Origin of the sequence: Symbiopectobacterium sp. RP (genome assembly GCF_050472005.1) — a bacterium.
Taxonomy (GTDB): Bacteria; Pseudomonadota; Gammaproteobacteria; order Enterobacterales; family Enterobacteriaceae; genus Symbiopectobacterium.
Genome location: NZ_JBGOGS010000001.1, coordinates 405,650 through 427,980, shown reverse-complemented (window position 1 = coordinate 427,980; position 22,331 = coordinate 405,650). Strand labels below are relative to the sequence as shown.

General features: G+C 51.7%; 21 protein-coding genes and 7 pseudogenes. 14 read left to right on the top strand and 14 right to left on the bottom strand.

The window, feature by feature from the left end; genetic code table 11:
- Complete coding sequence (locus ACD630_RS02690; RefSeq protein ID WP_430358036.1) at positions 1-327, bottom strand: hypothetical protein; 327 nt, start codon at positions 325-327, stop codon at positions 1-3.
- A gap of 52 nt (positions 328-379) precedes the next feature.
- On the opposite strand from ACD630_RS02690, the gene ACD630_RS02685 reads away from it, so the two are divergent.
- The 4 genes and pseudogenes from ACD630_RS02685 (at position 380) to ACD630_RS02670 (ending at position 1,835) form a co-directional block, all read left to right on the top strand.
- The gene (locus ACD630_RS02685; RefSeq protein WP_430358035.1) at positions 380-535 is read left to right on the top strand and encodes a hypothetical protein; all 156 of its coding nucleotides are present in this window, start codon (positions 380-382) and stop codon (positions 533-535) included.
- Between the two features lie 386 nt (positions 536-921).
- Positions 922-1,119, top strand: a pseudogene (locus ACD630_RS02680) (IS630 transposase-related protein); the annotation flags it as partial.
- A complete protein-coding gene (locus tag ACD630_RS02675; protein ID WP_430359863.1) occupies positions 1,043-1,510 on the top strand; it encodes an IS630 family transposase in 468 nt (155 codons plus the stop codon). The pseudogene ACD630_RS02680 and the gene ACD630_RS02675, both read left to right, overlap by 77 nt.
- 97 nt (positions 1,511-1,607) lie before the next feature.
- A complete protein-coding gene (locus ACD630_RS02670) occupies positions 1,608-1,835 on the top strand; it encodes a hypothetical protein (RefSeq protein WP_430358034.1) in 228 nt (75 codons plus the stop codon).
- A 165-nt stretch (positions 1,836-2,000) separates the two neighbouring features.
- On the opposite strand, the gene ACD630_RS02665 is transcribed toward ACD630_RS02670, so the two are convergent.
- From ACD630_RS02665 to bioA, 3 genes are all read right to left on the bottom strand, one after another.
- Entirely contained in the window at positions 2,001-2,696 is a 696-nt protein-coding gene (locus tag ACD630_RS02665) for a CidB/LrgB family autolysis modulator (protein ID WP_430358033.1), read from the bottom strand.
- Positions 2,696-3,106 carry a CidA/LrgA family protein gene (locus tag ACD630_RS02660; protein ID WP_252318136.1) on the bottom strand — a complete coding sequence of 137 codons (411 nt, stop codon included), beginning with the start codon at positions 3,104-3,106 and terminating at the stop codon, positions 2,696-2,698. The genes ACD630_RS02665 and ACD630_RS02660 overlap by 1 nt, the downstream gene beginning before the upstream one ends.
- 93 nt (positions 3,107-3,199) lie before the next feature.
- Positions 3,200-4,492 (bottom strand): adenosylmethionine--8-amino-7-oxononanoate transaminase, encoded by a 1,293-nt coding sequence (gene bioA, locus ACD630_RS02655; protein ID WP_430358032.1) that lies wholly within the window; start codon positions 4,490-4,492, stop codon positions 3,200-3,202.
- Between the two features lie 132 nt (positions 4,493-4,624).
- Here bioA and bioB point away from each other — a divergent pair, with 132 nt between their 5' ends.
- The 5 genes from bioB (at position 4,625) to ACD630_RS02630 (ending at position 8,874) form a co-directional block, all read left to right on the top strand.
- The gene (gene bioB / locus ACD630_RS02650; protein WP_430359862.1) at positions 4,625-5,662 is read left to right on the top strand and encodes a biotin synthase BioB; all 1,038 of its coding nucleotides are present in this window, start codon (positions 4,625-4,627) and stop codon (positions 5,660-5,662) included.
- A 5-nt stretch (positions 5,663-5,667) separates the two neighbouring features.
- On the top strand, positions 5,668-6,840 hold the full coding sequence (bioF, locus tag ACD630_RS02645; protein WP_430358031.1) for an 8-amino-7-oxononanoate synthase: 1,173 nt from the start codon (positions 5,668-5,670) through the stop codon (positions 6,838-6,840).
- A complete protein-coding gene (gene bioC, locus ACD630_RS02640) occupies positions 6,833-7,594 on the top strand; it encodes a malonyl-ACP O-methyltransferase BioC (RefSeq protein WP_430358030.1) in 762 nt (253 codons plus the stop codon). The genes bioF and bioC overlap by 8 nt, the downstream gene beginning before the upstream one ends.
- Positions 7,587-8,267: a dethiobiotin synthase gene (gene bioD, locus ACD630_RS02635; protein WP_430359861.1), complete on the top strand. Its 681-nt coding sequence runs from the start codon at positions 7,587-7,589 to the stop codon at positions 8,265-8,267. The genes bioC and bioD overlap by 8 nt, the downstream gene beginning before the upstream one ends.
- Before the next feature lie 136 nt (positions 8,268-8,403).
- Positions 8,404-8,874, top strand: a complete 471-nt coding sequence (locus ACD630_RS02630) for a hypothetical protein (protein WP_430358029.1) — start codon at positions 8,404-8,406, stop codon at positions 8,872-8,874.
- Positions 8,875-9,006: 132 nt separating this feature from the next.
- Here ACD630_RS02630 and ACD630_RS02625 read toward each other — a convergent pair.
- A pseudogene (locus ACD630_RS02625) lies at positions 9,007-10,033 on the bottom strand (IS481 family transposase).
- 172 nt (positions 10,034-10,205) lie between these two features.
- On the opposite strand from ACD630_RS02625, the gene ACD630_RS02620 reads away from it, so the two are divergent.
- From ACD630_RS02620 to ACD630_RS02610, 3 genes and pseudogenes are all read left to right on the top strand, one after another.
- The gene (locus ACD630_RS02620; RefSeq protein ID WP_430358028.1) at positions 10,206-10,397 is read left to right on the top strand and encodes a hypothetical protein; all 192 of its coding nucleotides are present in this window, start codon (positions 10,206-10,208) and stop codon (positions 10,395-10,397) included.
- 535 nt (positions 10,398-10,932) lie between these two features.
- Positions 10,933-12,945 carry an excinuclease ABC subunit UvrB gene (gene uvrB, locus ACD630_RS02615; protein ID WP_430359860.1) on the top strand — a complete coding sequence of 671 codons (2,013 nt, stop codon included), beginning with the start codon at positions 10,933-10,935 and terminating at the stop codon, positions 12,943-12,945.
- Positions 12,946-12,969: 24 nt separating this feature from the next.
- Positions 12,970-13,498 (top strand): annotated as a pseudogene (locus ACD630_RS02610) (glyoxalase).
- Between the two features lie 18 nt (positions 13,499-13,516).
- Here the strand turns inward: ACD630_RS02610 and ACD630_RS02605 are convergent.
- From ACD630_RS02605 to ACD630_RS02580, 6 genes and pseudogenes are all read right to left on the bottom strand, one after another.
- Positions 13,517-13,962 (bottom strand): annotated as a pseudogene (locus ACD630_RS02605) (2-phospho-L-lactate transferase CofD family protein); the annotation flags it as partial.
- The gene (locus ACD630_RS02600; protein ID WP_430358027.1) at positions 13,889-14,128 is read right to left on the bottom strand and encodes a hypothetical protein; all 240 of its coding nucleotides are present in this window, start codon (positions 14,126-14,128) and stop codon (positions 13,889-13,891) included. The pseudogene ACD630_RS02605 and the gene ACD630_RS02600, both read right to left, overlap by 74 nt.
- 37 nt (positions 14,129-14,165) lie before the next feature.
- Positions 14,166-14,300, bottom strand: a complete 135-nt coding sequence (locus ACD630_RS02595) for a transposase (RefSeq protein WP_430359859.1) — start codon at positions 14,298-14,300, stop codon at positions 14,166-14,168.
- A gap of 28 nt (positions 14,301-14,328) precedes the next feature.
- A pseudogene (locus ACD630_RS02590) lies at positions 14,329-15,538 on the bottom strand (IS256 family transposase).
- Positions 15,448-16,029 (bottom strand): IS630 transposase-related protein, encoded by a 582-nt coding sequence (locus ACD630_RS02585; RefSeq protein WP_430358026.1) that lies wholly within the window; start codon positions 16,027-16,029, stop codon positions 15,448-15,450. Before ACD630_RS02585 ends, ACD630_RS02590 begins: the two are co-directional and overlap by 91 nt.
- A gap of 32 nt (positions 16,030-16,061) precedes the next feature.
- A pseudogene (locus ACD630_RS02580) lies at positions 16,062-16,862 on the bottom strand (pyridoxal phosphatase).
- 96 nt (positions 16,863-16,958) lie between these two features.
- On the opposite strand from ACD630_RS02580, the gene pgl reads away from it, so the two are divergent.
- Together pgl and ACD630_RS02570 are read left to right on the top strand one after the other, a co-directional pair.
- On the top strand, positions 16,959-17,954 hold the full coding sequence (gene pgl / locus ACD630_RS02575; protein WP_430359858.1) for a 6-phosphogluconolactonase: 996 nt from the start codon (positions 16,959-16,961) through the stop codon (positions 17,952-17,954).
- A gap of 87 nt (positions 17,955-18,041) precedes the next feature.
- Positions 18,042-19,163, top strand: a complete 1,122-nt coding sequence (locus ACD630_RS02570; RefSeq protein WP_430358025.1) for a hypothetical protein — start codon at positions 18,042-18,044, stop codon at positions 19,161-19,163.
- Here the strand turns inward: ACD630_RS02570 and ACD630_RS02565 are convergent.
- From ACD630_RS02565 to thiC, 3 genes and pseudogenes are all read right to left on the bottom strand, one after another.
- Positions 19,118-19,699: pseudogene (locus tag ACD630_RS02565) on the bottom strand (HesA/MoeB/ThiF family protein); the annotation flags it as partial. The gene ACD630_RS02570 and the pseudogene ACD630_RS02565 sit on opposite strands and share 46 nt — an antisense overlap.
- On the bottom strand, positions 19,692-20,336 hold the full coding sequence (gene thiE / locus ACD630_RS02560; protein ID WP_430358024.1) for a thiamine phosphate synthase: 645 nt from the start codon (positions 20,334-20,336) through the stop codon (positions 19,692-19,694). The pseudogene ACD630_RS02565 and the gene thiE, both read right to left, overlap by 8 nt.
- Positions 20,333-22,291, bottom strand: a complete 1,959-nt coding sequence (gene thiC / locus ACD630_RS02555) for a phosphomethylpyrimidine synthase ThiC (RefSeq protein ID WP_430358023.1) — start codon at positions 22,289-22,291, stop codon at positions 20,333-20,335. The genes thiE and thiC overlap by 4 nt, the downstream gene beginning before the upstream one ends.
- Positions 22,292-22,331 lie beyond the last annotated feature (40 nt).

Sequence of the window (22,331 nt, the reverse complement as noted above, 5' to 3'; positions counted from 1 at the left end):
TTATTCAACAAAGCCATTGTGGGTACGAAACTGTAAATGAGACCAGTCGTGAACGACGAGAGCGTATGGATGCGGGCTAAGTGCAACCTGCCGGAGAGCCAGCGAAATAATCGGTTCATTGAGCTGACTGAAGCTAATACGTTCATTATTAAAAAAACGCCAAACGGCCTGAGTAGTGGCGAATGTTGTTTTCTGCGCACAGGCAAGGTCTTTAACGGCTGACGCCAATGGTGCTGCGGGAGTCATGTGTTGCTTAACCAGACGCTGATAACGCCGGTTAAGGCGGGCATCAATCCCGCCGATGGATAAGTTGAGATCATGCAGCAACGTAATAGCAGATATTGAAAAAGATGTGTAGATATAGCCAACCGACTTAAAAATGATTACAGCCAATGCCCTGATATGTGGCAAAAAAATACAGCTAATTGTTATCAAAATAATGTCGCTTGGCTATATCCAGTTTGACGGCGGGAAAACTTTTCAACTCGGCGACTTTCTCACTAATGGTGTCCTGATACCTTCGGTCTATCGTTGAACGTTGCTTCAAAGCTTTTCCAGATAACCTTTACCATCTGTTTCCTCGGTTTTTAAAGAGCATATCCGCTTGGGATGAAAAAATAATAAGATATTTATCTAATCCATGCAATAATTATCTAATCTATGCAATAATTATCTAATCTATGCAATAATTATCTAATCATAAATCTAATTATTTGACGCTATGCTATCGGCATTCACTCAATGCCGTCATGATTGCCAATCTCTCAGCAGGTGGTATAGCTAAACGACTTAATTTTGATTGCATTATTTAAATGAGCTATTCAATTGATTTTAGACGTAAAGTGATATCTACACGGGAAATCGCGTTGGATTAATCAAATAGCGTCAAAAGCATCGACCACGCGTTAGCGAAAGAGCGATAAATCCGAGTTGATAAAAGATGTTGAACCATATCCAGATGCTTACCAAAAAGAACGTGCAGAGCATTTTGGCGTTTGTCAGAAGGGCATTTGGCAAGCTCTTAAAAAGCTGGGATTGACCTATAAAAAAAACTCTACGTCATCCGAAAGCCGACGAAAGCGCCCGGCAAGCATTTCAACAAAAAATACAACAGTATGAAAAAGAAGGTAAACCTATTGTTTTTATTGATGAAAGTGGTTTTCCACACGATACCCCACGGACTCACGGCTATTCCCCAAAAGGTCAACGGTGTTTTGGGCTGAAGAACTGGGGAGCCAAGGGAAGAAGAAATGTTATCGGCGCTTTATTAGGCACAACGCTGTTTGCTATCGGATTATTTGATATCAATATTAACAGCGATGTTTTCTATTCCTGGATCACACAAGTCCTTATCCCAGTACTCCCTAAAAACAGGGTAATCGTGATGGACAATGCAACTTTTCACAAAAAACATAATATTCAACAAGTCATCATCGATGCAGGGTATATGGTGGAGTATTTGCCTACATATTCGCCAGATCTTAACTCAATTGAGGGTTTTGTTGAATAATAGTGAGTCATGCTGTTTTTCCAGCCAGTTTTGGTAGAAAATGCTTCTCACCTCAGGTTTACAGTTTTCTTATGAGGCCTAACTGCATGATTTTGCGTTGCAAGGATCCGTCGTTTCACTGTGCTGCCAGCATAAAATCTATTTATTCAACAAAGCCCCAATTGAGCATAAATGGGCACAAGCAAAAAGCAAAAAAAAGAGAGAGTGGTTGCGATACAGAGATTTTGTTCTCAGTCCATATGGTGTAATTAAAATTAAGTCGCTTGGCTATACACCCGGCTTCCGCCAGAATATAGCCAAGCGACATTATTTTGATAACAATTAGCTGTATTTTTTGCCACATATCAGGGCATTGGCTGTAATCATTTTTAAGTCTCTCGTCGAACGTGAACTTATTGACATTAAGATGCATTCTGCGCAATATATCTCAAATTATCGAGCAGAATGCAACGGCGCGGCGATTATCACGCCGTCTGCATCATCTGTGTCGCTAGTGAAACAGTTGTACCAGCAGCGGAAAGATAAAAGGTGCAATCAGCGAGGTCATGATACCGCAAATCACCAATGCTAATGAGCTGAACGCCCCTTCCTGAAAATCGATCTCGACGCAACGGGCCGTGCCCAGCGCGTGTGACGCCGTGCCCATGGCGAGTCCGCGCGCTGCCTTGGTGCGAATGCCCACGCGATTAAACAGCGTGTGCCCGAAAACTGCACCGAGAATGCCGACAAAAATCACACAAACCGCGCTGATGGCGGGAATGCCGCCGATGGTGCTTGCGACCGCCATAGCGATAGGCGTGGTTACCGATTTAGGCAGCACTGATGCGGCGATCTCGGGCGTGGCAGCAAGCCACAGCGCAATGAGCGTACCGGAAATAATGGCCGCCATACTGCCGATAAAGCAGACGCTGATGATGGATTTCCAACGCGCACGGATCTGATGAAGCTGTTCATAGAGCGGAAACGCCAACGCCACCACGGCGGGCTGCAACAGATCGTTCAGCACTTTACTGCCTGCGAAGTAGTTTTCGTAAGGGATATTGAGCAGCAGTAATACCGGGATCAGGATAGCCATCGACACCAGCAGTGGGTTTAGCAGTGGCATTTTGCATTTTATCGCCAACTTGCGCGCCGCGAAGAAGGTCAGCAAGGTCAGAGGTAATGACCACCAGATGTTGGACAACATTATTTTTTCCCTTCCTCATCGGGTGTTTCGTGCGTGGTGATGATGTGTTCGCGTTGCATCAACTGCGTGCAAAAACCGACGACCAGCATTACCACCAGCGTACTGATAAGACAGGACACCACGATGGGGCCAAACTGCTTGCTCAGCAGATCATAGTAATTCATGACGCCCACTCCGATAGGCACAAACAGCAGCGCCATATAGCGAATCATCAAATGGCAGCCGGGTTTTACCCAAGGTGCAGGAAGGATCTGCGAAGCCAGCAGAGCAAAGAGGATAAGCATACCGATAATGCTGCCGGGAATAGTCAGCGGGAGTAACGCGGATATCGCATTACCTGCGAACAGACACAGATAAATAAGTGCGAAAGCGCGTAAATACTGCCCGCAAAGGATTGTCGTATTACGCATGGGAAGTTCCTGATAAGCTGAGACGATTATCATAGCTCTAATCAATTTGGTGTGCCACAGATCACAGGTTTCTCCCGCTGACTTTCCCCGCCGTTATTGAAACAATTCAGGCCGCTGTACGGCGTCACGCAGTGCGCGGGTCAAGCATGTTAAGGCCTGTTGCGAGATAATATAGGGCGGCATCACATACAGCAGCTTACCAAAAGGCCGGATCCACACACCGCGCTCGACAAAAAAGCACTGCACGCGCGCCACGTTCACAGGTCGTGTGGTTTCCAGTACGCCAATCGCACCCAGAACACGCACGTCCTCTACCAACGCGGCATCCAGTAATGGCAGTAATTCAGCGCGCAATTGGCGCTCAATTGCCATCACCTGTGGCTGCCATTTCCCATCTGCCAGCAGTTCAAGGCTGGCATTGGCGGCGGCACAGGCCAATGGGTTAGCCATAAAAGTCGGGCCATGCATAAAACAACCCGCCTCGCCGTTGCTGATGGTGTCTGCGACGTTACGCGTGGTCAAGGTGGCTGACAGCGTCAGGTATCCTCCGGTCAGCGCTTTACCCAGACAGAGAATGTCGGGGGCGATATCGGCATGTTCACAGGCAAACAGCGTCCCCGTGCGGCCAAATCCGGTCGCTATTTCGTCTGCTATCAGTAAGATACCGTGGTTATTGCACAACTCGCGCACGCGCTTGAGGTAAGTGGGGTGGTATATACGCATTCCGCCTGCGCCCTGAACCACCGGTTCAAGGATAACGGCGGCGATATCATGACGGTGCGTTTCCAGCATATCACGTAGCGGCTGGATATCAGACTCATACCACTCGCCATCAAAGCGGCTGCGTGGTGCATCGGCAAACAGGTGTTCAGGCAGATATCCCTGATAGAGGCTGTGCATGGCATTGTGCGGGTCACACACCGACATCGCACCAAAGGTGTCACCATGATAGCCGTGACGCAGGGTCAAAAAGTGCGCCCGACGCTCGCCACGCGCCTGCCAATATTGCAGCGCCATTTTAAGCGCCACTTCCACGGCCACCGAACCAGAGTCGGCCAAAAACACACACTCCAACGGTGCAGGCGTAATAGTGACCAGCCGTTGGCATAGCGCGATGGCTTGAGGGTGTGTAATGCCACCAAACATCACATGCGACATCTGAGCTATTTGCTGCTGCAAGGCTTGGTTCAGACGCTGGTGGTTATAGCCGTGGATCGCCGCCCACCAAGAAGACATGCCATCCACCAACTCTCGCCCATCGTCCAGTTGCAGGTGATACCCATGTGCCGCTACCACCGGATAACAGGGAAGGGGGTGTGTCATTGAGGTGTAAGGATGCCAGATATGGCGTTGATCAAATTCCAAGTCTGCGTTCGAAAGCAACATTATCAATAAACCGTGTTGTAAACTAAATTAACACTCATGTGGTTGACAGTATAGCGTTGTCATTTACACTTACGCCACATTTTCATGTCGCACTGGCGGCATGGCACCCTGTCGAACAAAGAGGCCAACCATGTGGCAGAACGTATTCATTGGACGCTGGAGCAAGCGCAACAACTGTTTGATAAACCGTTTTTAGAGTTGATGTTTGAGGCGCAGCAGGTGCATCGTCAGCATTTCGATCCGCGTCAGGTGCAGGTCAGCACGTTGCTCTCCATCAAAACGGGCGCCTGCCCGGAGGATTGCAAATATTGCCCACAGAGTGCGCGTTATCGCACCGGGCTGGAAGAGGAGCGATTGATGCAGGTCGAGCAGGTGCTGGATTCCGCGCGTCAGGCTAAAGCGGCAGGCTCAACCCGTTTCTGTATGGGAGCCGCTTGGAAAAATCCCCATGAGCGCGATATGCCTTATCTGGAACAGATGGTGAAAGGCGTCAAGGAAATGGGGATGGAAACCTGCATGACGTTAGGCACTTTACACGGCAATCAGGCGGAACGACTGGCTGACGCCGGGCTGGATTTCTATAACCATAACCTGGACACCTCGCCGGAGTTCTACGGCAACATCATCACCACCCGTACCTATCAGGAACGACTGGATACGCTGGACAAAGTGCGCCACGCGGGAATTAAAGTCTGCTCCGGCGGCATTGTCGGATTAGGCGAAACGGTGCGTGATCGTGCCGGATTGTTGGTGCAACTGGCAAACCTGCCGACGCCGCCGGAAAGCGTGCCAATCAATATGCTGGTGAAAGTAAAAGGTACGCCGCTGGAAAATAACGACGATGTTGAACCTTTCGATTTTATTCGCACTATCGCCGTTGCTCGCATCATGATGCCCACCTCCCACGTGCGACTGTCTGCGGGTCGCGAACAGATGAGCGAGCAGACCCAGGCAATGTGTTTTATGGCTGGTGCCAACTCCATTTTTTATGGCTGCAAGCTGCTGACCACCCCCAATCCGAAAGAAGACAAGGATTTGATCCTGTTTCGCAAACTGGGTCTCAATCCTCAGCAAACGGAAACGGAGGCCGGTGACAACCAACAGCAGATACAGCTGGCGCGGCAGGTGCTGGAAGCCGATACTGAACAGTTCTATAACGCTGCCGTGTAACACTTATGGGATGGCAAAAACGCATAGATACGGCGCTGATCGCGCGCCGTGAGCAAGATGCTTATCGCTCACGTATTGTTAATCAGGGCGGTGGGCGTTGGTTGACGCAGCAAGGGCAGCGCTACCTGAATTTCTCCAGCAATGACTATCTGGGCTTAAGCCAGCATCCAGCCATTATTGAGGCCTGGCAAACCGGTGCAACGCGCTATGGCGTGGGCAGCGGCGGTTCAGGACATGTCACAGGGTATACCGATGCGCATGCGGTGTTGGAGGGAGAAGTGGCGCAATGGCTGGGTTACCCGCGTGCGCTGCTGTTTGTCTCCGGTTATGCCGCGAATCAAGCGGTGGTTGCCGCCCTGATGCAGGGACAAGATCGCATTCTGGCGGACAAGCTCAGCCATGCGTCATTACTGGAAGCTGCTGCCCAGTCACCGGCCGCTCTGCGGCGCTTTGCGCACAATCAACCGGCAGCGCTGCAACGCCTGCTGGCAGGGGATTGCCCGGGCGAAACCCTTGCTGTCACGGAAGGTATTTTCAGTATGGACGGTGACAGCGCACCGCTGGGGGCACTGCATGCGTTGACGCAGGCGCACGGCGCCTGGCTGATGGTAGATGATGCACACGGGATAGGCGTGTGCGGCCAGCTGGGCCGTGGCAGTTGCTGGCAACAGGGGATAAAACCCGAATTGCTGGTCGTGACGTTCGGCAAGGCGTTTGGCGTGAGCGGAGCTGCACTGTTGTGCAGCGAATCGGTGGCCGACTATTTCTTGCAGTTTGCCCGTCACCTGATCTACAGCACCAGCATGCCACCGGCCCAGGCTTGCGCATTACGCGCGGCGTTGTTCTGTATTCAGCAGGGTGATGCGCTACGTGACAGGCTAGGCCGCCATATTGCTCAGTTTCGCGCCGGAGCTGGGGATTTGCCTTTTACCTTGATGCCATCCCACAGTGCCATTCAACCGTTGATTGTCGGCGACAATGTTGCCGCGTTGCGCGTGGCACAGCGTCTGCGTGAACAGGGACTCTGGGTCAGTGCGATGCGCCCGCCCACCGTGCCGCCCGGTAGTGCTCGGCTGCGTATTACGCTGACGGCCAGCCACACGGATGATGACATCGCCCGTCTGCTTGCCGTTTTGCACTCGGTGGCGTATGAGCAAGGAGAGGGTGTCAATGAGTAATAAATTGCATAACAAGCGGGCCATTGCACAGGCTTTTGGTCGTGCGGCACAGCGCTACACCCGATTTGCCGAACTGCAACGGACCAGCGGTGAGCATCTGATGACCTTGGCGCTACCGCTGGCCGGACAGAGGATACTGGATGCGGGCTGCGGCACCGGCCATTTCAGTCAACGCTGGAGTGCGCTGGGTAAACAGGTGATCGCCTTGGATCTTTCTGCTGGCATGTTGCAACAGGCTGTGGCTGAACACAGTGCAGATGCCTACGTACAAGGGGATATTGAACATTTGCCGTTAGCGGATGCCAGAATCGATCTTTGCTTCAGCAATCTGGCGGTGCAATGGTGCGAAGATCTGCCGCGTGCGATTGCGACCTGTTATCGGGCCACGCGTCCCGGCGGCGCAGTGGTGTTTTCTACGCTGGCTGAAGGTTCCCTCGGCGAACTGGCGCAAGCATGGCTGAGCTTGGATGGATCAAAACGCGTCAATGATTTTTTGCCGTTGGCACAAATCGCCGATGCCTGCCGCCCTTATCGTCATAGGCTCTACCCGCACACGCTGACCTATCGTTTTGCGACCGTAAGCGATGTGATGCACTCGTTGAAAGGGATTGGCGCCACCTGGCTACATGGCGATCGTTCGCGCGGTTTACTTACCCGGCGGCGGTTACAAGCGCTGGCACAGGTTTATCCTGCTGCACCGGGCGGCTTTCCCCTCAGTTATCATTTGGTTTATGGAATTATTTATCGTGACTAAACGTTGGTTTATTACCGGAACAGACACAGAAGTGGGCAAAACCATTGCCAGCGGCGCATTGCTACAGACTGCTGCACGGGCAGGGTATCGCTGTGCGGGCTATAAGCCGGTAGCTTCCGGTGCAGAGATGACCCCACAGGGCATTCATAATGAAGATGCTTGCCATCTGCAAGCGTGCAGCAACGTGTCGCTTACTTACGATGAGGTCAATCCGTTGGTGTTTATTGAGCCAACCTCGCCGCATATAGTGAGCCGGGTTGAGCAGCAGCCCATCGATTTCGAGGTGATGTCGCGCGATCTGGCGGCCTTGACCGAAAAGGCTGATTGGGTGCTGGTGGAAGGCGCGGGGGGCTGGTTCACGCCACTGACTGTGCAGCAGACGTATGCCGACTGGGTACAGCACGAGCAATTGCCGGTGATTCTGGTGGTGGGCATCAAATTGGGTTGCATCAATCACGCATTACTGACGGCTCAGGCCGTTACGCAGGCAGGATTGACGCTGGCGGGGTGGATTGCTAACGATATTCAACCGACCGGACGCTGGCATCAAGACTATCTGGAGACGCTGCAACGTCATCTTCCTGCGCCGCTGCTTGGCGAAATTCCTTATGTTGATACTCCACATACACTAAATTTGGGGGCGTATTTAGATATTACTCTATTGTGTGTCTGAATATCATTATAGTTGCCTACAAATAAGGTGTTTACCTTCTACGGATATTTTTATCTCAGAACATAATCTATGTTCTATATAATAACTATCTCTATCTAAGGTAATGAATATGGCGACGATTAGTCAGTGTTGTAATATGGCAATATGTGCTGCTGGCGTTGAATCTGAGGATGAAAAAAATAAGATAATGTCCCCCAAGGGGGTTCTTGAACATATTATTAATTTTTTCACTGCCGGCGGCATACGTCGTGCTAATGAGAGACTATATACTAAATTATATCAATCCTTGTCAGATAAGTTGTCAAAGGAGTCTTTGGGGATGCCAGAGCTGATGCCTGATTCCCTTACGCTCGATGACATTGATGGATATTCAGTATCATTCTTGCTACCAAAAGTAAATAACAACACTGGCACCGTTACCGTCGAAGTACATAAATGCACAGGCAAAGGAAAATACTGTGACTATGTGAAAGGGGAGATTCGGCTTTTGGATTATATGGAAAAATGCTGCAAGCTAATTTTATCGCAGTCAGATTTATTAGATCCAGAAACAAAGCAAAAACTTATCTATGGAGCGACATATGAACTCGAACAGGAGATTATATAGGATATGGAGCCGGAACACCCTGTAACATTATAAAGCAGTCGTACACTTATTCTGTTGCAGGGGAAGCCATAAGGTGTACTAGCTCAGACCTGATCTGACAGTTACCGATTATTTATACAGGTGTCTGTCAGATTACATCTGGTTCAGATTCTTTTCTGCCCAGATCTGTTTTCCATCGAGTAAAGTGGCCATCGGCGTACGCCCGCAGCACATTTTTCCCTGATGAGTTCGCTCATTATTGTAATGCCACAACCAGCTGTCCAGATCTACCTGCAGACTTTCCAGGTCTCCATATAACTTCTTGCGGAACGTAACCTGATAAAAATCCTGCAAAATGGTTTTATGGAAGCGCTCGCAGATGCCGTTCGTCTGCGGAGACATCGCCTTCGTTTTCGTTGATAGCCAGATAAAGCTGATAATCATGCTGCTCCACTTTACCACAGTACTCCGTACCCCTGTCGGTCAGTATTCTCAGCACCGGCAGTCCCTGAGCCTCGTAGAACGGGAGTACGCTATCATTGAGCAGGTCGGCGGCGGTGAGCGGTGTTTTATTCGTATACAGCTTGCAGTGTGCCACTTTCGAGTACGTATCCACGAACGTCTGCTGGTAGATACGGCCCACCCCCTTCAGATTGCCCACGTAGAAGGTGTCCTGCGAGGCCAGATACCCGGGATGTGCCGTCTCGATTTCACCGCAGGCCTCATCATCGTGCGCCTTCTTCTCTAGGGCTGAGATTTGAGCGTCGGTAAGGACAATGCCTTCTCTGGCGACCTTTTCCTCAAGCGCCTTCAGGCGTTTACGGAAGTTCTCCAGGTCGTGTCGTTGCCAGATGGAGCGCACGCCGCTGCCGGAGATAAACACGCCTTTTTTACACAGCTCATTATTGGTCCGGTGCTGCCCATGGGGCGGGAACTCAATAGCATAATCAACAACCGTGCGTTCAGTGGCTTCGTCGGCGCGGTTCTTCAGGTTCGGAACCCGGCGGTTCTGGTTAACCAGCGCATCAATGCCGCCTTCAGCAGCCAGTTCCTGATAACGGTAAAATGTATCGCGTGACACGCCCATACTCTTGCAGGCTTTTGATACGTTACCGAGTTCTTCGGCGAGATTGAGCAGGCCGGCTTTGTGTTTGATAATGGGATTGTTAGTATGAAGCATGAGAGTTACCTCGCGTTTTGTTTAAGGATTAGACACCCATATCAAAACCGGTAACTCTCAACCTTTCAAGGTCCAGTGTCAGATCTAGTCGCGACTAATACACATAAGGGTTGCTTACACAGTCACAATTCATTGAATGATTTCTGCTCATCAACACTGTGATCTTATGGTTATGCAGAGTGCCCATAAGATCCGTGTTGGCGATGGTAACTTTCGCTTCCCTTTACTGGTGAGTGCACCACTTGCGTTACCAAGCGGCTTTTTTGTGCAAAACGTCAAAAAGCCATGCATAAGTGAAATCTTTGCAAAAACGCTAAAAAATTCTGATTTCCCTCAGCACCATGACGATAAGATGTTTCGCTAAAGCAGCAGGCATGGGGGCTTGTGGGAGTTATCCACTACTTCTGTGGATAACCATGTGCATTAGGTTTAGAAAAACGGTGGCAAGCGAGAATTGGCGCTGGTTTTGGTTGAGTTGATGTGATTCTCTACTTTTTTATTTAATTGATATAAATCAGTTAGTTAATTAAAATCAAGTCTCGGTTTATCTCCGACTGATGGTTGCATGTTTTTACAGCACAGGTCTAACCATTTTGTTAAGACAAATACGCATTCTGGGGATAAATAGCACATTTTAACTGGATAAATGTGTAACGCTGTGTTAGCGCTTTTTGCGCTCGCTTTCCTCTTTCCAATGCCCTACGCTGGCCGATGATTTACTCCGCGCATCATTTTCGCCAACAAATGACTGGATGCTGTTTTTATATCCAGTATACTGTGGGTAAACGAATTTCTGAGGCGCACTGTTAGTGCTATGCTTGACGCCTCACACTATTGTTGAATGTTACTGTGCGTTGCCTAGTTTCGCGACGCTTGGTCCACTTTCTGGCAGGTTGTTCATGAGCAAACCCTTTAAACTGCACTCCGAGTTTACCCCCTCAGGCGATCAGCCTGAAGCGATCCGTCTGCTGGAAGAGGGGCTGGAGGCGGGGTTGGCGCATCAGACGTTGCTGGGGGCAACCGGTTCGGGAAAAACCTTTACCATTGCCAACGTGATTGCGGATCTTAACCGCCCCACCATGGTGTTGGCACCCAACAAAACCCTGGCGGCGCAACTCTATGGTGAGATGAAAGCGTTTTTCCCTGATAACGCGGTTGAGTATTTCGTCTCTTACTATGATTACTACCAGCCCGAAGCCTATGTACCTAGCTCGGACACTTTTATCGAGAAAGACGCGTCGGTTAACGAGCATATTGAACAGATGCGTCTGTCAGCTACCAAAGCGCTGCTGGAACGGCGCGATGTGGTGGTGGTCGCGTCGGTCTCGGCTATTTACGGGTTGGGCGATCCCGATCTCTATCTGAAAATGATGCTGCACCTGACGGTAGGCATGATTATCGATCAGCGCTCGATTTTGCACCGACTGACCGAACTGCAATATTCGCGTAACGATCAGGCCTTTACGCGTGGTACTTTCCGTGTGCGCGGCGAAGTGATTGATATTTTTCCGGCGGAATCCGATGAGATTGCGTTGCGCGTTGAGCTGTTCGATGAAGAAGTTGAACGCCTGACGCTGTTCGATCCGCTCACTGGCCAGCAGCTACAAACGGTGCCGCGCTATACCATCTACCCGAAAACCCACTATGTCACCCCGCGTGAGCGTATTCTTCAGGCGATGGAAGATATCAAGGTGGATCTCGCTGAGCGTCGCAATGTATTGTTGGAAAACAATAAACTGCTGGAAGAACAGCGGCTGACGCAGCGTACGCAATTCGATCTTGAGATGATGAACGAACTCGGTTATTGCTCCGGTATCGAAAACTATTCGCGCTATCTTTCTGGACGCGGGCCGGGTGAGCCGCCGCCAACGCTATTTGACTACCTGCCTGCCGATGGATTGTTGGTGATCGATGAATCCCACGTAACGATCCCGCAATTGGGCGGCATGTACCGCGGTGACCGGGCGCGTAAAGAAACGCTGGTCGAATATGGTTTTCGTCTGCCGTCAGCGTTGGACAACAGGCCGATGAAGTTTGAGGAGTTTCAAGCGCTCGCACCGCAAACCATCTATGTTTCGGCGACACCCGGCAATTACGAACTGGAGCATTCCGGCAGTGATGTCGTCGATCAGGTGGTGCGGCCTACGGGACTGCTTGACCCGCTACTGGAAGTGCGTCCGGTTGCGACGCAGGTGGACGATTTGTTGTCTGAAATCCGCAAACGCGTTGCGTTGAACGAGCGCGTGCTGGTCACCACATTAACCAAACGTATGGCGGAAGATCTCACCGAATACCTGGAAGAACACGGTGAGCGCGTGCGTTATCTGCACTCGGACATCGATACCGTCGAGCGCGTTGAAATCATCCGTGACCTGCGACTGGGCGAATTTGATGTGCTGGTGGGTATCAACCTGCTCAGAGAAGGGTTGGACATGCCAGAAGTGTCGCTGGTGGCTATTTTGGACGCGGATAAAGAGGGCTTCCTGCGTTCGGAACGCTCCTTGATTCAGACCATCGGCCGTGCCGCACGTAACCTTAATGGTAAAGCCATCCTGTATGGCGACAAGATTACGCCATCAATGCAGCGCACCATTCAGGAAACGGAGCGGCGACGCGAGAAGCAGCAAGCGTACAACGAAGCGCACGGGATTGTGCCTACCGGGCTTAACAAGAAAATCGACGATATTTTGCAATTGGGGCAACCGACGCCGAAAGGCAAAGGGCGTACTGGTCGTAAAGCCGCTGAACCTGCCACAGAATATCATGCACTGACGCCAAAAGCGTTGGAGCAAAAGATTCGTGAACTGGAAGGCCAAATGATGAAGCATGCGCAGAATTTGGAGTTCGAAGAAGCTGCGGCATTGCGTGACCAGATTCATGCGTTACGTGAGCGATTTATCGCCGCATCCTGATTTCCGTTCGCGCAAGGAGCCGACATGACATTTTCTATACCCGATGTAGATGTACTGTTTATCGCGGGCTTCGGCCCGATCGCTGTGGACGCGGTGGCCAGTCGATCGCTCTATCTGGACACGCTACATTTGCCGCTTAAACCGTTGGGGGAGTCGAGCGATTATCTGGTCGCCGATACGCTCGATGGAGTGAAGCACTTCGCGCTGTGGCCGTTGGCGCAGGCGACTCAATCCTGCTTCGGCACTGAGCATTGGCCGGATGACGTCACCGTGCCGCAAACCTGGTTGGAGTTTGAGGTTGCTGATATGGTGGTCGCCACGGCGGCGGTTAAACGGGCGGGATATATAGCCAACCGACTTAAAAATGATTACAGCCAATGCCCTGATATGTGGCAAAAAAATACAGCTAATTGTTATCAAAATAATGTCGCTTTGCTATACCTTGCTGGTAGATAACCGACTCGAACCGTGGGGGCAGTGGGTGACGCGTTTCCTTAGCCCGGAAGGCATTCTGGTTGGCGTTACCCATACGCCGTGGCTGCGCGGGGAATAGCCCTCGGCTGTAGTACGGTTAGCCTAGACGTTGCAGGGTAATTTCCAGCGCTTGGCGCAGCAATTCGCGATCGTGATGGTGCGGCACGTCAGCCGCGCTTAATGGCTGCTGTACGATGAGACGATCGTTGATGCCCTGCACCGAGGTGTGTGGACTCACGATAACCGCATCCACCACTTTACGCCCCACCTTGTTTTCGATCATAGCGAGCTTTTGTGCCAGTGTTGGGCAGCGGCCTGATTGAGTTCTCGTCCCAGATTGCCGATATAGACCATCTGCGCTGGTGTGCGGCGCAGGGCTCGCGCCAGATCGTCCAGCAACAGCAGAGGCATCAGGCTGGTCAGAAAGCTGCCTAGACCAATCAGGATCACATCGGCCTAGTCGATGGCATCAATCGCTTCCTGCGTCGCCTTGACCGCGGGATGGAGTTGCAACTCCTGTGGTAGTGCATTCAGATTGTCTATAGCCAAGCGACTTAATTTTGATTACACCATATGGACTGAGAACAAAATCTCTGTATCGCAACCACTCTCTTTTTTTGCTTTTTGCTTTTTGCTTGTGCCCATTTATGCTCAATTGGGTTAAGATCTGGCGAATATAGCCAACCGACTTAAAAATGATTACAGCCAATGCCCTGATATGTGGCAAAAAATACAGCTAATTGTTATCAAAATAATGTCGCTTGGCTATATGTAGGCAAATACTCCAGCATATACCCTGCATCGATGATGACTTGTTGAATATTATGTTTTTTGTGAAAAGTTGCATTGTCCATCACGATTACACTGTTTTTAGGGAGCATGTTTAAGATTTTGTGTAAATGCCTTTCCTCAGAAGTGACCGTCAAGGCGGTCACCGAACTCGATAATAAAGCGACTCATTGCCATACGCCAGTCCTGTAAGGGCATCGTCCATTTCTGTGATGCCGCCTGGATTGCCAGCCATACGACTTTCTTCACCGAGTCATCAGTCGGGAACACCTTGCGTTTCTTGATTGCATGCCGGAGCACGCTGTTCAGTGATTCTATAGCGTTCGTCGTGTAGATTACCTTGCGAAGTTCCTGCGGGTACGAGAAGAATGTCGACAGATTGGCCCAGTTTGACTGCCAGCTCCGGCTTATCTGCGGATAGCGGTGATCCCATGTCCCACCGAACGTCTCCAGCGCCTGAAGCGCGGCCTCTTCGGTTGGAGCCTGATACCACTGCTTTGAGGTCGCGTGTTACCGCCTTATAGTCCTTCCAGGCAACGAAGCGCAGACTGTTGCGCACCATGTGCACGATGCACAACTGGATGCGGGCTTCCGGGTAGACCGTGTTGATGGCATCCGGGAACCCTTTCAGGCCGTCCACACAGGCAATGAGGATGTCGGTCAGGCCACGGTTTTTCAGTTCTGTCAGCACGTTCAGCCAGAACTTTGCGCCTTCATTTTCGGCCAGCCACATCCCCAGTAGCTCTTTCTGGCCTTCGATATTGATACCCAGCACCAGGAACACAGACTTATTGATAACACGGCTGTCCTGCTGGACTTTCAGAACGATACAGTCAAGGTAAACAATGGGATAAACCGCATCCAGGGGGCGATTTTGCCATTCAACAACCTGCTCCATAACGGCATCGGTGACCTTCGATACCAGGGCGGGTGAGACATCCGCGTCATACAGCTCTTTGAACGCAGCGGCAATTTCGCGGGTGGTCATCCCTTTGGCATACAACGATAAAATCTGGTTATCCATCCCGGTGAGCCGGGTCTGGTTCTTCTTCACCAGCTGCGGTTCAAAGGAAGCATCACGATCACGTGGTGTACGCAGTTCCAGCGGACCATCGCCGGTAGTAACAGTCTTTGTGGAGTAGCCATTGCGCGTGTTAGTTCCAGATTTGGACTGGGGCTTCTCATGCCCGAGGTGATGGGTCATTTCAGCATTAAGGGCAGCTTCAACGCAGATCTTTTTCAGCAGGCGATCAAACTGGTTGAGAGCGTCAGGGGTTTTGAGATTTTTGGCCAGCTCGTTAGCCAGAGCCTGTAACTGTTTTTCGTCCATAAAGTAACCTGCTTTTGATGTTGGATTGAACATATCAAAATCAGGCAATTACACAATCTCGTGTACAGGCTCGTATCGTGTGGAAAACCACTTTCATCAATAAAAACAATAGGTTTACCTTCTTTTTCATACTGTTGTATTTTTTGTTGAAATGCTTGCCGGGCGCTTTCGTCGGCTTTCGGATGACGTAGCGTTTTTTTATAGGTCAATCCCAGCTTTTTAAGAGCTTGCCAAATGGCCTTCTGACAAACGCCAAAACGCTCTGCACGTTCTTTTTGGTAAGCATCTGGATATGGTTCAACATCTTTTATCAACTCGGATTTATCGCTCTTTCGCTGACGCGTGGTCGATGCTTTTGACGCTATTTGATTAATCCAACGCGATACAGAGGCAGGGCCAATCCGAAATTGCTTCGCTGTTTCTCGGATACTCAACCCTTCTTCTTCCCGTGTAGATATCACTTTACGTCTAAAATCAATTGAATAGCTCATTTAAATAATGTAATCAAAATTAAGTCGTTTAGCTATAACTGCGCAATAGCCGGTTCTTCATTGTGCCCGATAACCAGATCGGCGTGCGCTTTAACGGCGTCATCACTATTTCCCATGGCAACACCGAGCCCGGCGGCTTCGAGCATACTGATGTCATTGAAGTTATCGCCAAAGGCCAGCACTTCGCTCATGGAATACCCCTGAGACGTGACCCATTCACTCAGCAGCTTGCCTTTATTATTCCCGCTTTGGGCAACATCAACCTGATCCTGCTAGGAGCACTCGCAGGTCAAGCCAAACTCCGCCATGACCCGATTGACAAAGTTGTCCAATGCTTGCGTATCCGAATGCGACAGGGCGAATTTCCAAATGTTTTGCACCCGATCGGCGGCGTTCAGCAGGTTGTCAACGTGAAGGAAGGTAGGGTGCTGGTGTGGCAGCAGCGTTTCTCCCCACACCTGAGTGCGAATCACATGGCCGGTCGGTTCTTGGTACAGCATGCCGTCATCGGCGTACATCAGTCCGTGAATGCCATACTCGCCTAACAAGGTCAGCACGTTTTTAGCCTGAGCCGCCGTCAGCGGATTGGCTTGCGATGTTTGTTTATGCTGATAATCGTACAGATAGGTGCCATTGCAACAAATCGCTGGTGTATCCAGATCCAACGCCTGATAGAACGGATGAATCGCGGAATGCTGCCGCCCTGTGGCGATCAGCACTTTGACACCCTGTTGGCGCGCCAGCGCCAGTGCAGTGAGGGACTCCGGTAAAATTTTCTTTTGTTTGTCCAGCAATGTGCCATCCAAATCAAGAGCAATGATACAATACGTCATAGCGATCCTATTAAGAGAGTCTAGAATTGCGTTAATGCCCATAATGTTACACCCTAAGTAGCATGGCGCAAAATGCGACAAACCAAGGAGAAAAGCATGCAGCAAGTGGTCTATGTCGCCAGTCCGGAAAGCCAGCAGATTCACGTCTGGCAGTTGGCGTCTTCGGGGCAGCTCACGTTGTTACAGGTTGTCGATGCGCCGGGTCAGGTGCAGCCGATGGTGATAGCACCCAACAAACAGCGTCTTTACGTTGGGGTACGCCCGACGTTCTCGGCCATCAGTTACCGCATCGATGCGCAAGGTTTGCTGACGCAGGTGGGGTCTGCCTCGTTGCCGGGAAGTCCGACGCATTTGTCCACTGACCGCCAAGGGCGTTTTCTGTTTAGCGCATCCTACAGCGGTGAAACGTTGAGCGTCAGCCCGATTGATGCCGAAGGCATTGTAGGGGGGCCGATTCAACAACTGGATGGACTGTCAGGCTGCCACTCGAGCAATATCGACCCTCAAAACCGAGTGCTGTGGGCACCGTGTTTGAAAGAAGATCGCATTCGTTTGTATGACGTTTCTGCTGAGGGTGAGCTGTCCGTTGGGGCGCAAGAAGACCTCCACGCGGTGGATGGTGCAGGTCCACGGCATATGGATTTTCACCCCAATCAGCGTTTTGCCTACTGTGTGAATGAGTTGAACAGTACGGTTGACGTGATTGAGTTGCACTCGGTTGCGGGCAAGGCGCGCACCGTACAGTCGCTGGATGCCATGCCGCAGGGCTTTGCGGATACCCGCTGGGCGGCGGATATTCATTTGACGCCAGATGGTCGTTTCCTTTATTGCAGCGATCGTACTGCCAGCCTGTTAAGTATTTTCCAAGTGTCTGAAGATGGCAGTATAACGCTGGTGGGGCATCAACCAACGGAGATGCAACCGCGCGCTTTCAATATCGATCACCGGGGTGAGTTTGTGATTTCTGCTGGACAGAAGTCCCAGCACATTGAGGTGTATCGCATCGATCAGGAAAGTGGAAAGCTGCAACCATTAGCGCGCTATGCGGTAGGGCAGGGGCCGATGTGGGTGAGTGTATTGGCGCTTGATTGAGTCGTGCAGGAATCGTGGCTTCATTTTTCGTCATCCCCGGCGAAGGCCATAGGTATCTACACATCTTTTGCAATATCTGCTATTACGTTGCTGCATGATCTCAACTTATCCATCGGTGGGATTGATGCCCGCCTTAACCGGCGTTATCAGCGTCTGGTTAAGCAACACATGACTCCTGCAGCACCATTGGCGTCAGCTGTTAAAGACCTTGCCTGCGCGCAGAAAACAACATTCGCCACTACTCAGGCCGTTTGGCGTTTTTTTAATAATGAACGTATTAGCTTCAGTCAGCTCAATGAACCGATTATTTCGCTGGCTCTCCGGCAGGTTGCACTTAGCCCGCATCCATACGCTCCCGTCGTTCACGACTGGTCTCATTTACAGTTTCGTACCCACAATGGGAAAGAAGAACGTTTGAAAATGACGCATGGTGGCGACGTCGGTTATGAACTACAAACCCGCCTACTGCTTGATGCTGCAAATGGTTTACCAATAGCGCCCCTGTCTCAAACTCTAACCGATAGGGCGGGTTGTCGTTCAACGCTAACCGAGGGCTTGTCTGAGAGTCTGACTCATATGGATGCTTTGACGGCTGATATCGCCCGCGTTGAATCTCTTGATACCGGGAAGAAGTTAGTTCATCTCATTGACCGTGAAGGTGACCCTATCGGGCATATGCGCACATTAAGCTCCCAGGGAACATGTTGGCTTATCCGGGGAAAGGAAGGGCATCGGGCCGAGTGGGGCGGTGACACCCGTAAAATTGGTGAAATTGCAGACGATCTGCCATTTATCGCAAACGGACAGGTTGGCTGGAAAGGGAAAAAAGTCAATATGGAGATCGGGGAAACATTCGTGATCATAACGCGAACAGCAAAAGCGAAGCGGAAAGACAAGAACACCGGACGGCGAGTGAAAGTTCAGCCAGGCGTAGCTCTGACACTCAGATTAGTTGTGGTTCGCCTTACTGATACTCACGGTAAATTTATCGGACGCTGGACGCTGCTCACAAACGTTAGCAACGATCTCACCAGCGCGGAAGTCGCTCGCTGGTATTACTGGCGCTGGGGTATTGAATCCTTTTTTAAGCTGCTGAAAGGTGCCGGTCATGATGTAGAAAAATGGCTTCAGCGCAGTGCTGGTGCACTGCTACGCAGGTTATTGGCGGAAGGCAACCCCGCCAGTAGTTTGATGGCTTCCAGCGCCTGAAGCGTGCCGATGACCCCGACCACTGGGCCGAGCACACCGGCGGTGCGGCAGTTACGCTGCGGTTCTGTCGCTCTGGATAGAGACAGGCGTAACAGCAGTGTGGGTAGGGGGGCGTTAGCACCAGCAACTGTCCGCTAAAACCAACCGCACTGCCGCTGACCAGCGGCGTTCACCGCGTGGTGTAAGGGCGTTCCTGCGAGACGCTCAGTGAGCGTTACCACCTCGGTTAACGGGTTGAGTGCCAAGAGCTGCTGTTTGGCGAGCGTGGCTTTGGGGCGAGAAATATCCTGCGTGCGATAGAGGATTTGCCGTTGTAGATTGGAAATATGCAGTTGCTCGTCATCGGCGATCGTCAAGCTGCCGACTCCAGCGGCAGCGAGATAGAGCGCGGCGGGCGCGCCTAGCCCGCCCATGCCGACCAGCAGCACGCGGGATTTTTTCAGCCTTTCTTGTCCTTCCGGGCCGATATCTTCCAGCAGCAATTGACGGCTGTAGCGTAAGAACTCTTGATCGCTCAGTGCCGGATCGTTAAGCATCATGACCCTCCTGATTTTCAATCAGGCTAAGCAGGGTGGCAGTGGCCTGGCGCCAGTCGGCGGCCTGCGTGATTGCGCTGAGCACTGCAATACTGCCGACGCCGGTAGCCAGCACGTTCGGCACGCGGTCAATACTGATGCCGCCAATGGCCACGGTAGGGAAACGTCCTTGTAGCGCGTCAATGTGACGCTTCAATTCGCTCACGCCCTGCGGAGCGGAGGGCATCTCTTTGGTTTGTGTTGGGAAGATATGCCCGAGGGCGATATAAGACGGTTTGAGCGCTACGGCGCGAGCCAGTTCCACGTCGTCGTGGGTTGAAATCCCCAAACGTAGCCCCGCATTGCGGATTGCCTCCAGATCGGCGCTATCCAGATCCTCTTGGCCCAGATGCACGCCGTATGCCCGATGTTTGACAGCAAGTTGCCAAAAATCGTTAATAAACAAGCGTGCCTGATAATCCTGCCCGAGCGCGATGGCCTGCATGATGGCGGTCTCAGCTTGTTCTGCGGTGTTGTCCTTAATGCGTAACTGGATGGTTTTTACGCCAGCACTGAGCAGGCGCTCGATCCAGGTTACACTGTCCACTACCGGATAAAGTCCTAGCAGGGGGGCGGTCGCGGGAAATGCCAGATTCATTTGGCTTCCTCCCCGAGCAGTGTCGTGGCACTGTGGTAGAGCTCGCTGCCGCGCGCTCGGAATTGGACCGACATCTCTGCCATGCCGACTTCTATCGGCTGCGCTTCCACAGTTGGGGTGAGATTTTTTTCCGCGTATTCAAGCACTTCCTGCGAAATTTTCATCGAGCAGAATTTGGGGCCGCACATGGAACAGAAGTGTGCCACTTTGCCGGATTCTTGCGGCAGGGTTTCATCGTGATAGGCGCGTGCGGTTGTCGGGTCGAGCGCCAGATTGAACTGGTCTTCCCAACGAAACTCAAAGCGTGCTTTGGACATGGCGTTATCGCGGATCTGCGCACCGGGATGTCCTTTCGCCAGATCGGCTGCATGTGCGGCTATCTTGTAGGTGATAAGCCCCTGCTTCACATCCTCTTTGTTGGGCAGCCCAAGGTGTTCTTTCGGTGTAACGTAGCAGAGCATGGCGCAACCGAACCAGCCAATCATCGCGGCCCCGATACCGGAAGTGAAGTGGTCATAGCCGGGGGCGATATCGGTGGTCAGCGGCCCCAATGTATAGAACGGCGCTTCGTGGCAGTGCTCCAACTCTTCGGTCATGTTGCGGCGAATCATCTGCATCGGCACATGCCCCGGCCCTTCAATCATCACTTGCACGTCATACTCCCAGGCGATGTTGGTCAACTCACCCAAGGTATGCAGCTCGGCAAACTGTGCCTGATCGTTGGCATCCTGAATGGAGCCGGGACGCAAGCCATCGCCCAGCGACAGGGCAACATCGTAGGTTGCACAAATCTCGCAGATTTCACGGAAGTGGACGTAAAGAAAGTTCTCCTGATGGTGCGACAGGCACCACTTCGCCATGATGGAGCCGCCGCGCGATACGATGTCGGTCAGGCGCTGTGCGGTCATCGGCACATAGCGCAGCAGCACCCCCGCGTGAATGGTGAAGTAATCAACCCCTTGCTCTGCTTGCTCAAGCAGCGTATCGCGGAACATTTCCCACGTGAGGTTTTCCGCCACACCATTGACCTTCTCTAGTGCCTGATAAATAGGAACGGTGCCAATTGGTACTGGGCTGTTGCGCAGTATCCACTCGCGGGTTTCGTGAATATAGCGTCCGGTGGAGAGATCCATCACGGTATCGGCCCCCCACAGCGTGGACCAGACCAGTTTTTCCACCTCTTCCTCGATAGACGAGGTGAGCGCAGAGTTGCCGATGTTAGCGTTCACCTTGACCAGAAAATTGCGCCCGATAATCATCGGTTCAGATTCGGGGTGATTGATGTTGGACGGGATGATGGCACGGCCTGCGGCGACTTCTTGGCGCACAAATTCCGGGGTGATGTTGTCCGGCAGGATCGCGCCAAAGCTTTGTCCCGGGTGCTGGTGGCGCAACACTTCACTGCGAATACGCTCACGTCCCATGTTCTCGCGGATGGCGATAAACTCCATTTCCGGCGTGATGATCCCTTGGTGCGCATAGTGCAACTGTGTGACGCACTTGCCTGAGTGGGCACGTTTGGGCTGCGGTAACTGTTCAAAGCGCAGGTGATCTAACCCGGCATCCGCCAATCGCTGCTGGGTAAAACGGGAACTGACGCCAGAAAGTGGCTCGGTGTCGTTACGTTCAGCAATCCAATCGGCACGCAGTTTGACCAGCCCGGTACGCACGTCCGGCCGTGCGTCGGGATCGCCATACGGCCCTGCCGTGTCATACACCGGCACGGCTTCGTTAGGTTCATAGCGAGGATTGTCTTTGTCGCCACCTAACAGCGTTGGGCTAAGGGCGATTTCCCGCATCGGTACACGGATATCACTGCGCGACCCAGTAAGGTAGATACGCGTGGAGTTAGGGAAGGTGGTGCCGCGCAAGTTATGAATAAACGCCTCGGCGGCTTCGCGCTTTTCGCGACGGCTAGACGGGGTTTTTGGCGTTGTAGCGGGTGATTGAGACATAGCATGTTCCTGATTATGGTTAAGGAAAAATGCTTGTCTG

Coding starts and splice junctions, on each gene's coding strand:
- ACD630_RS02685 (WP_430358035.1), top strand. CDS start 380: ATGATTACAGCCAATGCCCTGATATGTGGCAAAAAAATACAGCTAATT.
- ACD630_RS02665 (WP_430358033.1), bottom strand. CDS start 2,696: ATGTTGTCCAACATCTGGTGGTCATTACCTCTGACCTTGCTGACCTTC.
- ACD630_RS02660 (WP_252318136.1), bottom strand. CDS start 3,106: ATGCGTAATACGACAATCCTTTGCGGGCAGTATTTACGCGCTTTCGCA.
- bioA (WP_430358032.1), bottom strand. CDS start 4,492: ATGTTGCTTTCGAACGCAGACTTGGAATTTGATCAACGCCATATCTGG.
- bioF (WP_430358031.1), top strand. CDS start 5,668: ATGGGATGGCAAAAACGCATAGATACGGCGCTGATCGCGCGCCGTGAG.
- bioC (WP_430358030.1), top strand. CDS start 6,833: ATGAGTAATAAATTGCATAACAAGCGGGCCATTGCACAGGCTTTTGGT.
- ACD630_RS02630 (WP_430358029.1), top strand. CDS start 8,404: ATGGCAATATGTGCTGCTGGCGTTGAATCTGAGGATGAAAAAAATAAG.
- ACD630_RS02620 (WP_430358028.1), top strand. CDS start 10,206: ATGCAGAGTGCCCATAAGATCCGTGTTGGCGATGGTAACTTTCGCTTC.
- uvrB (WP_430359860.1), top strand. CDS start 10,933: ATGAGCAAACCCTTTAAACTGCACTCCGAGTTTACCCCCTCAGGCGAT.
- ACD630_RS02595 (WP_430359859.1), bottom strand. CDS start 14,300: ATGCTCCCTAAAAACAGTGTAATCGTGATGGACAATGCAACTTTTCAC.
- ACD630_RS02585 (WP_430358026.1), bottom strand. CDS start 16,029: ATGAGCTATTCAATTGATTTTAGACGTAAAGTGATATCTACACGGGAA.
- pgl (WP_430359858.1), top strand. CDS start 16,959: ATGCAGCAAGTGGTCTATGTCGCCAGTCCGGAAAGCCAGCAGATTCAC.
- thiE (WP_430358024.1), bottom strand. CDS start 20,336: ATGAATCTGGCATTTCCCGCGACCGCCCCCCTGCTAGGACTTTATCCG.
- thiC (WP_430358023.1), bottom strand. CDS start 22,291: ATGTCTCAATCACCCGCTACAACGCCAAAAACCCCGTCTAGCCGTCGC.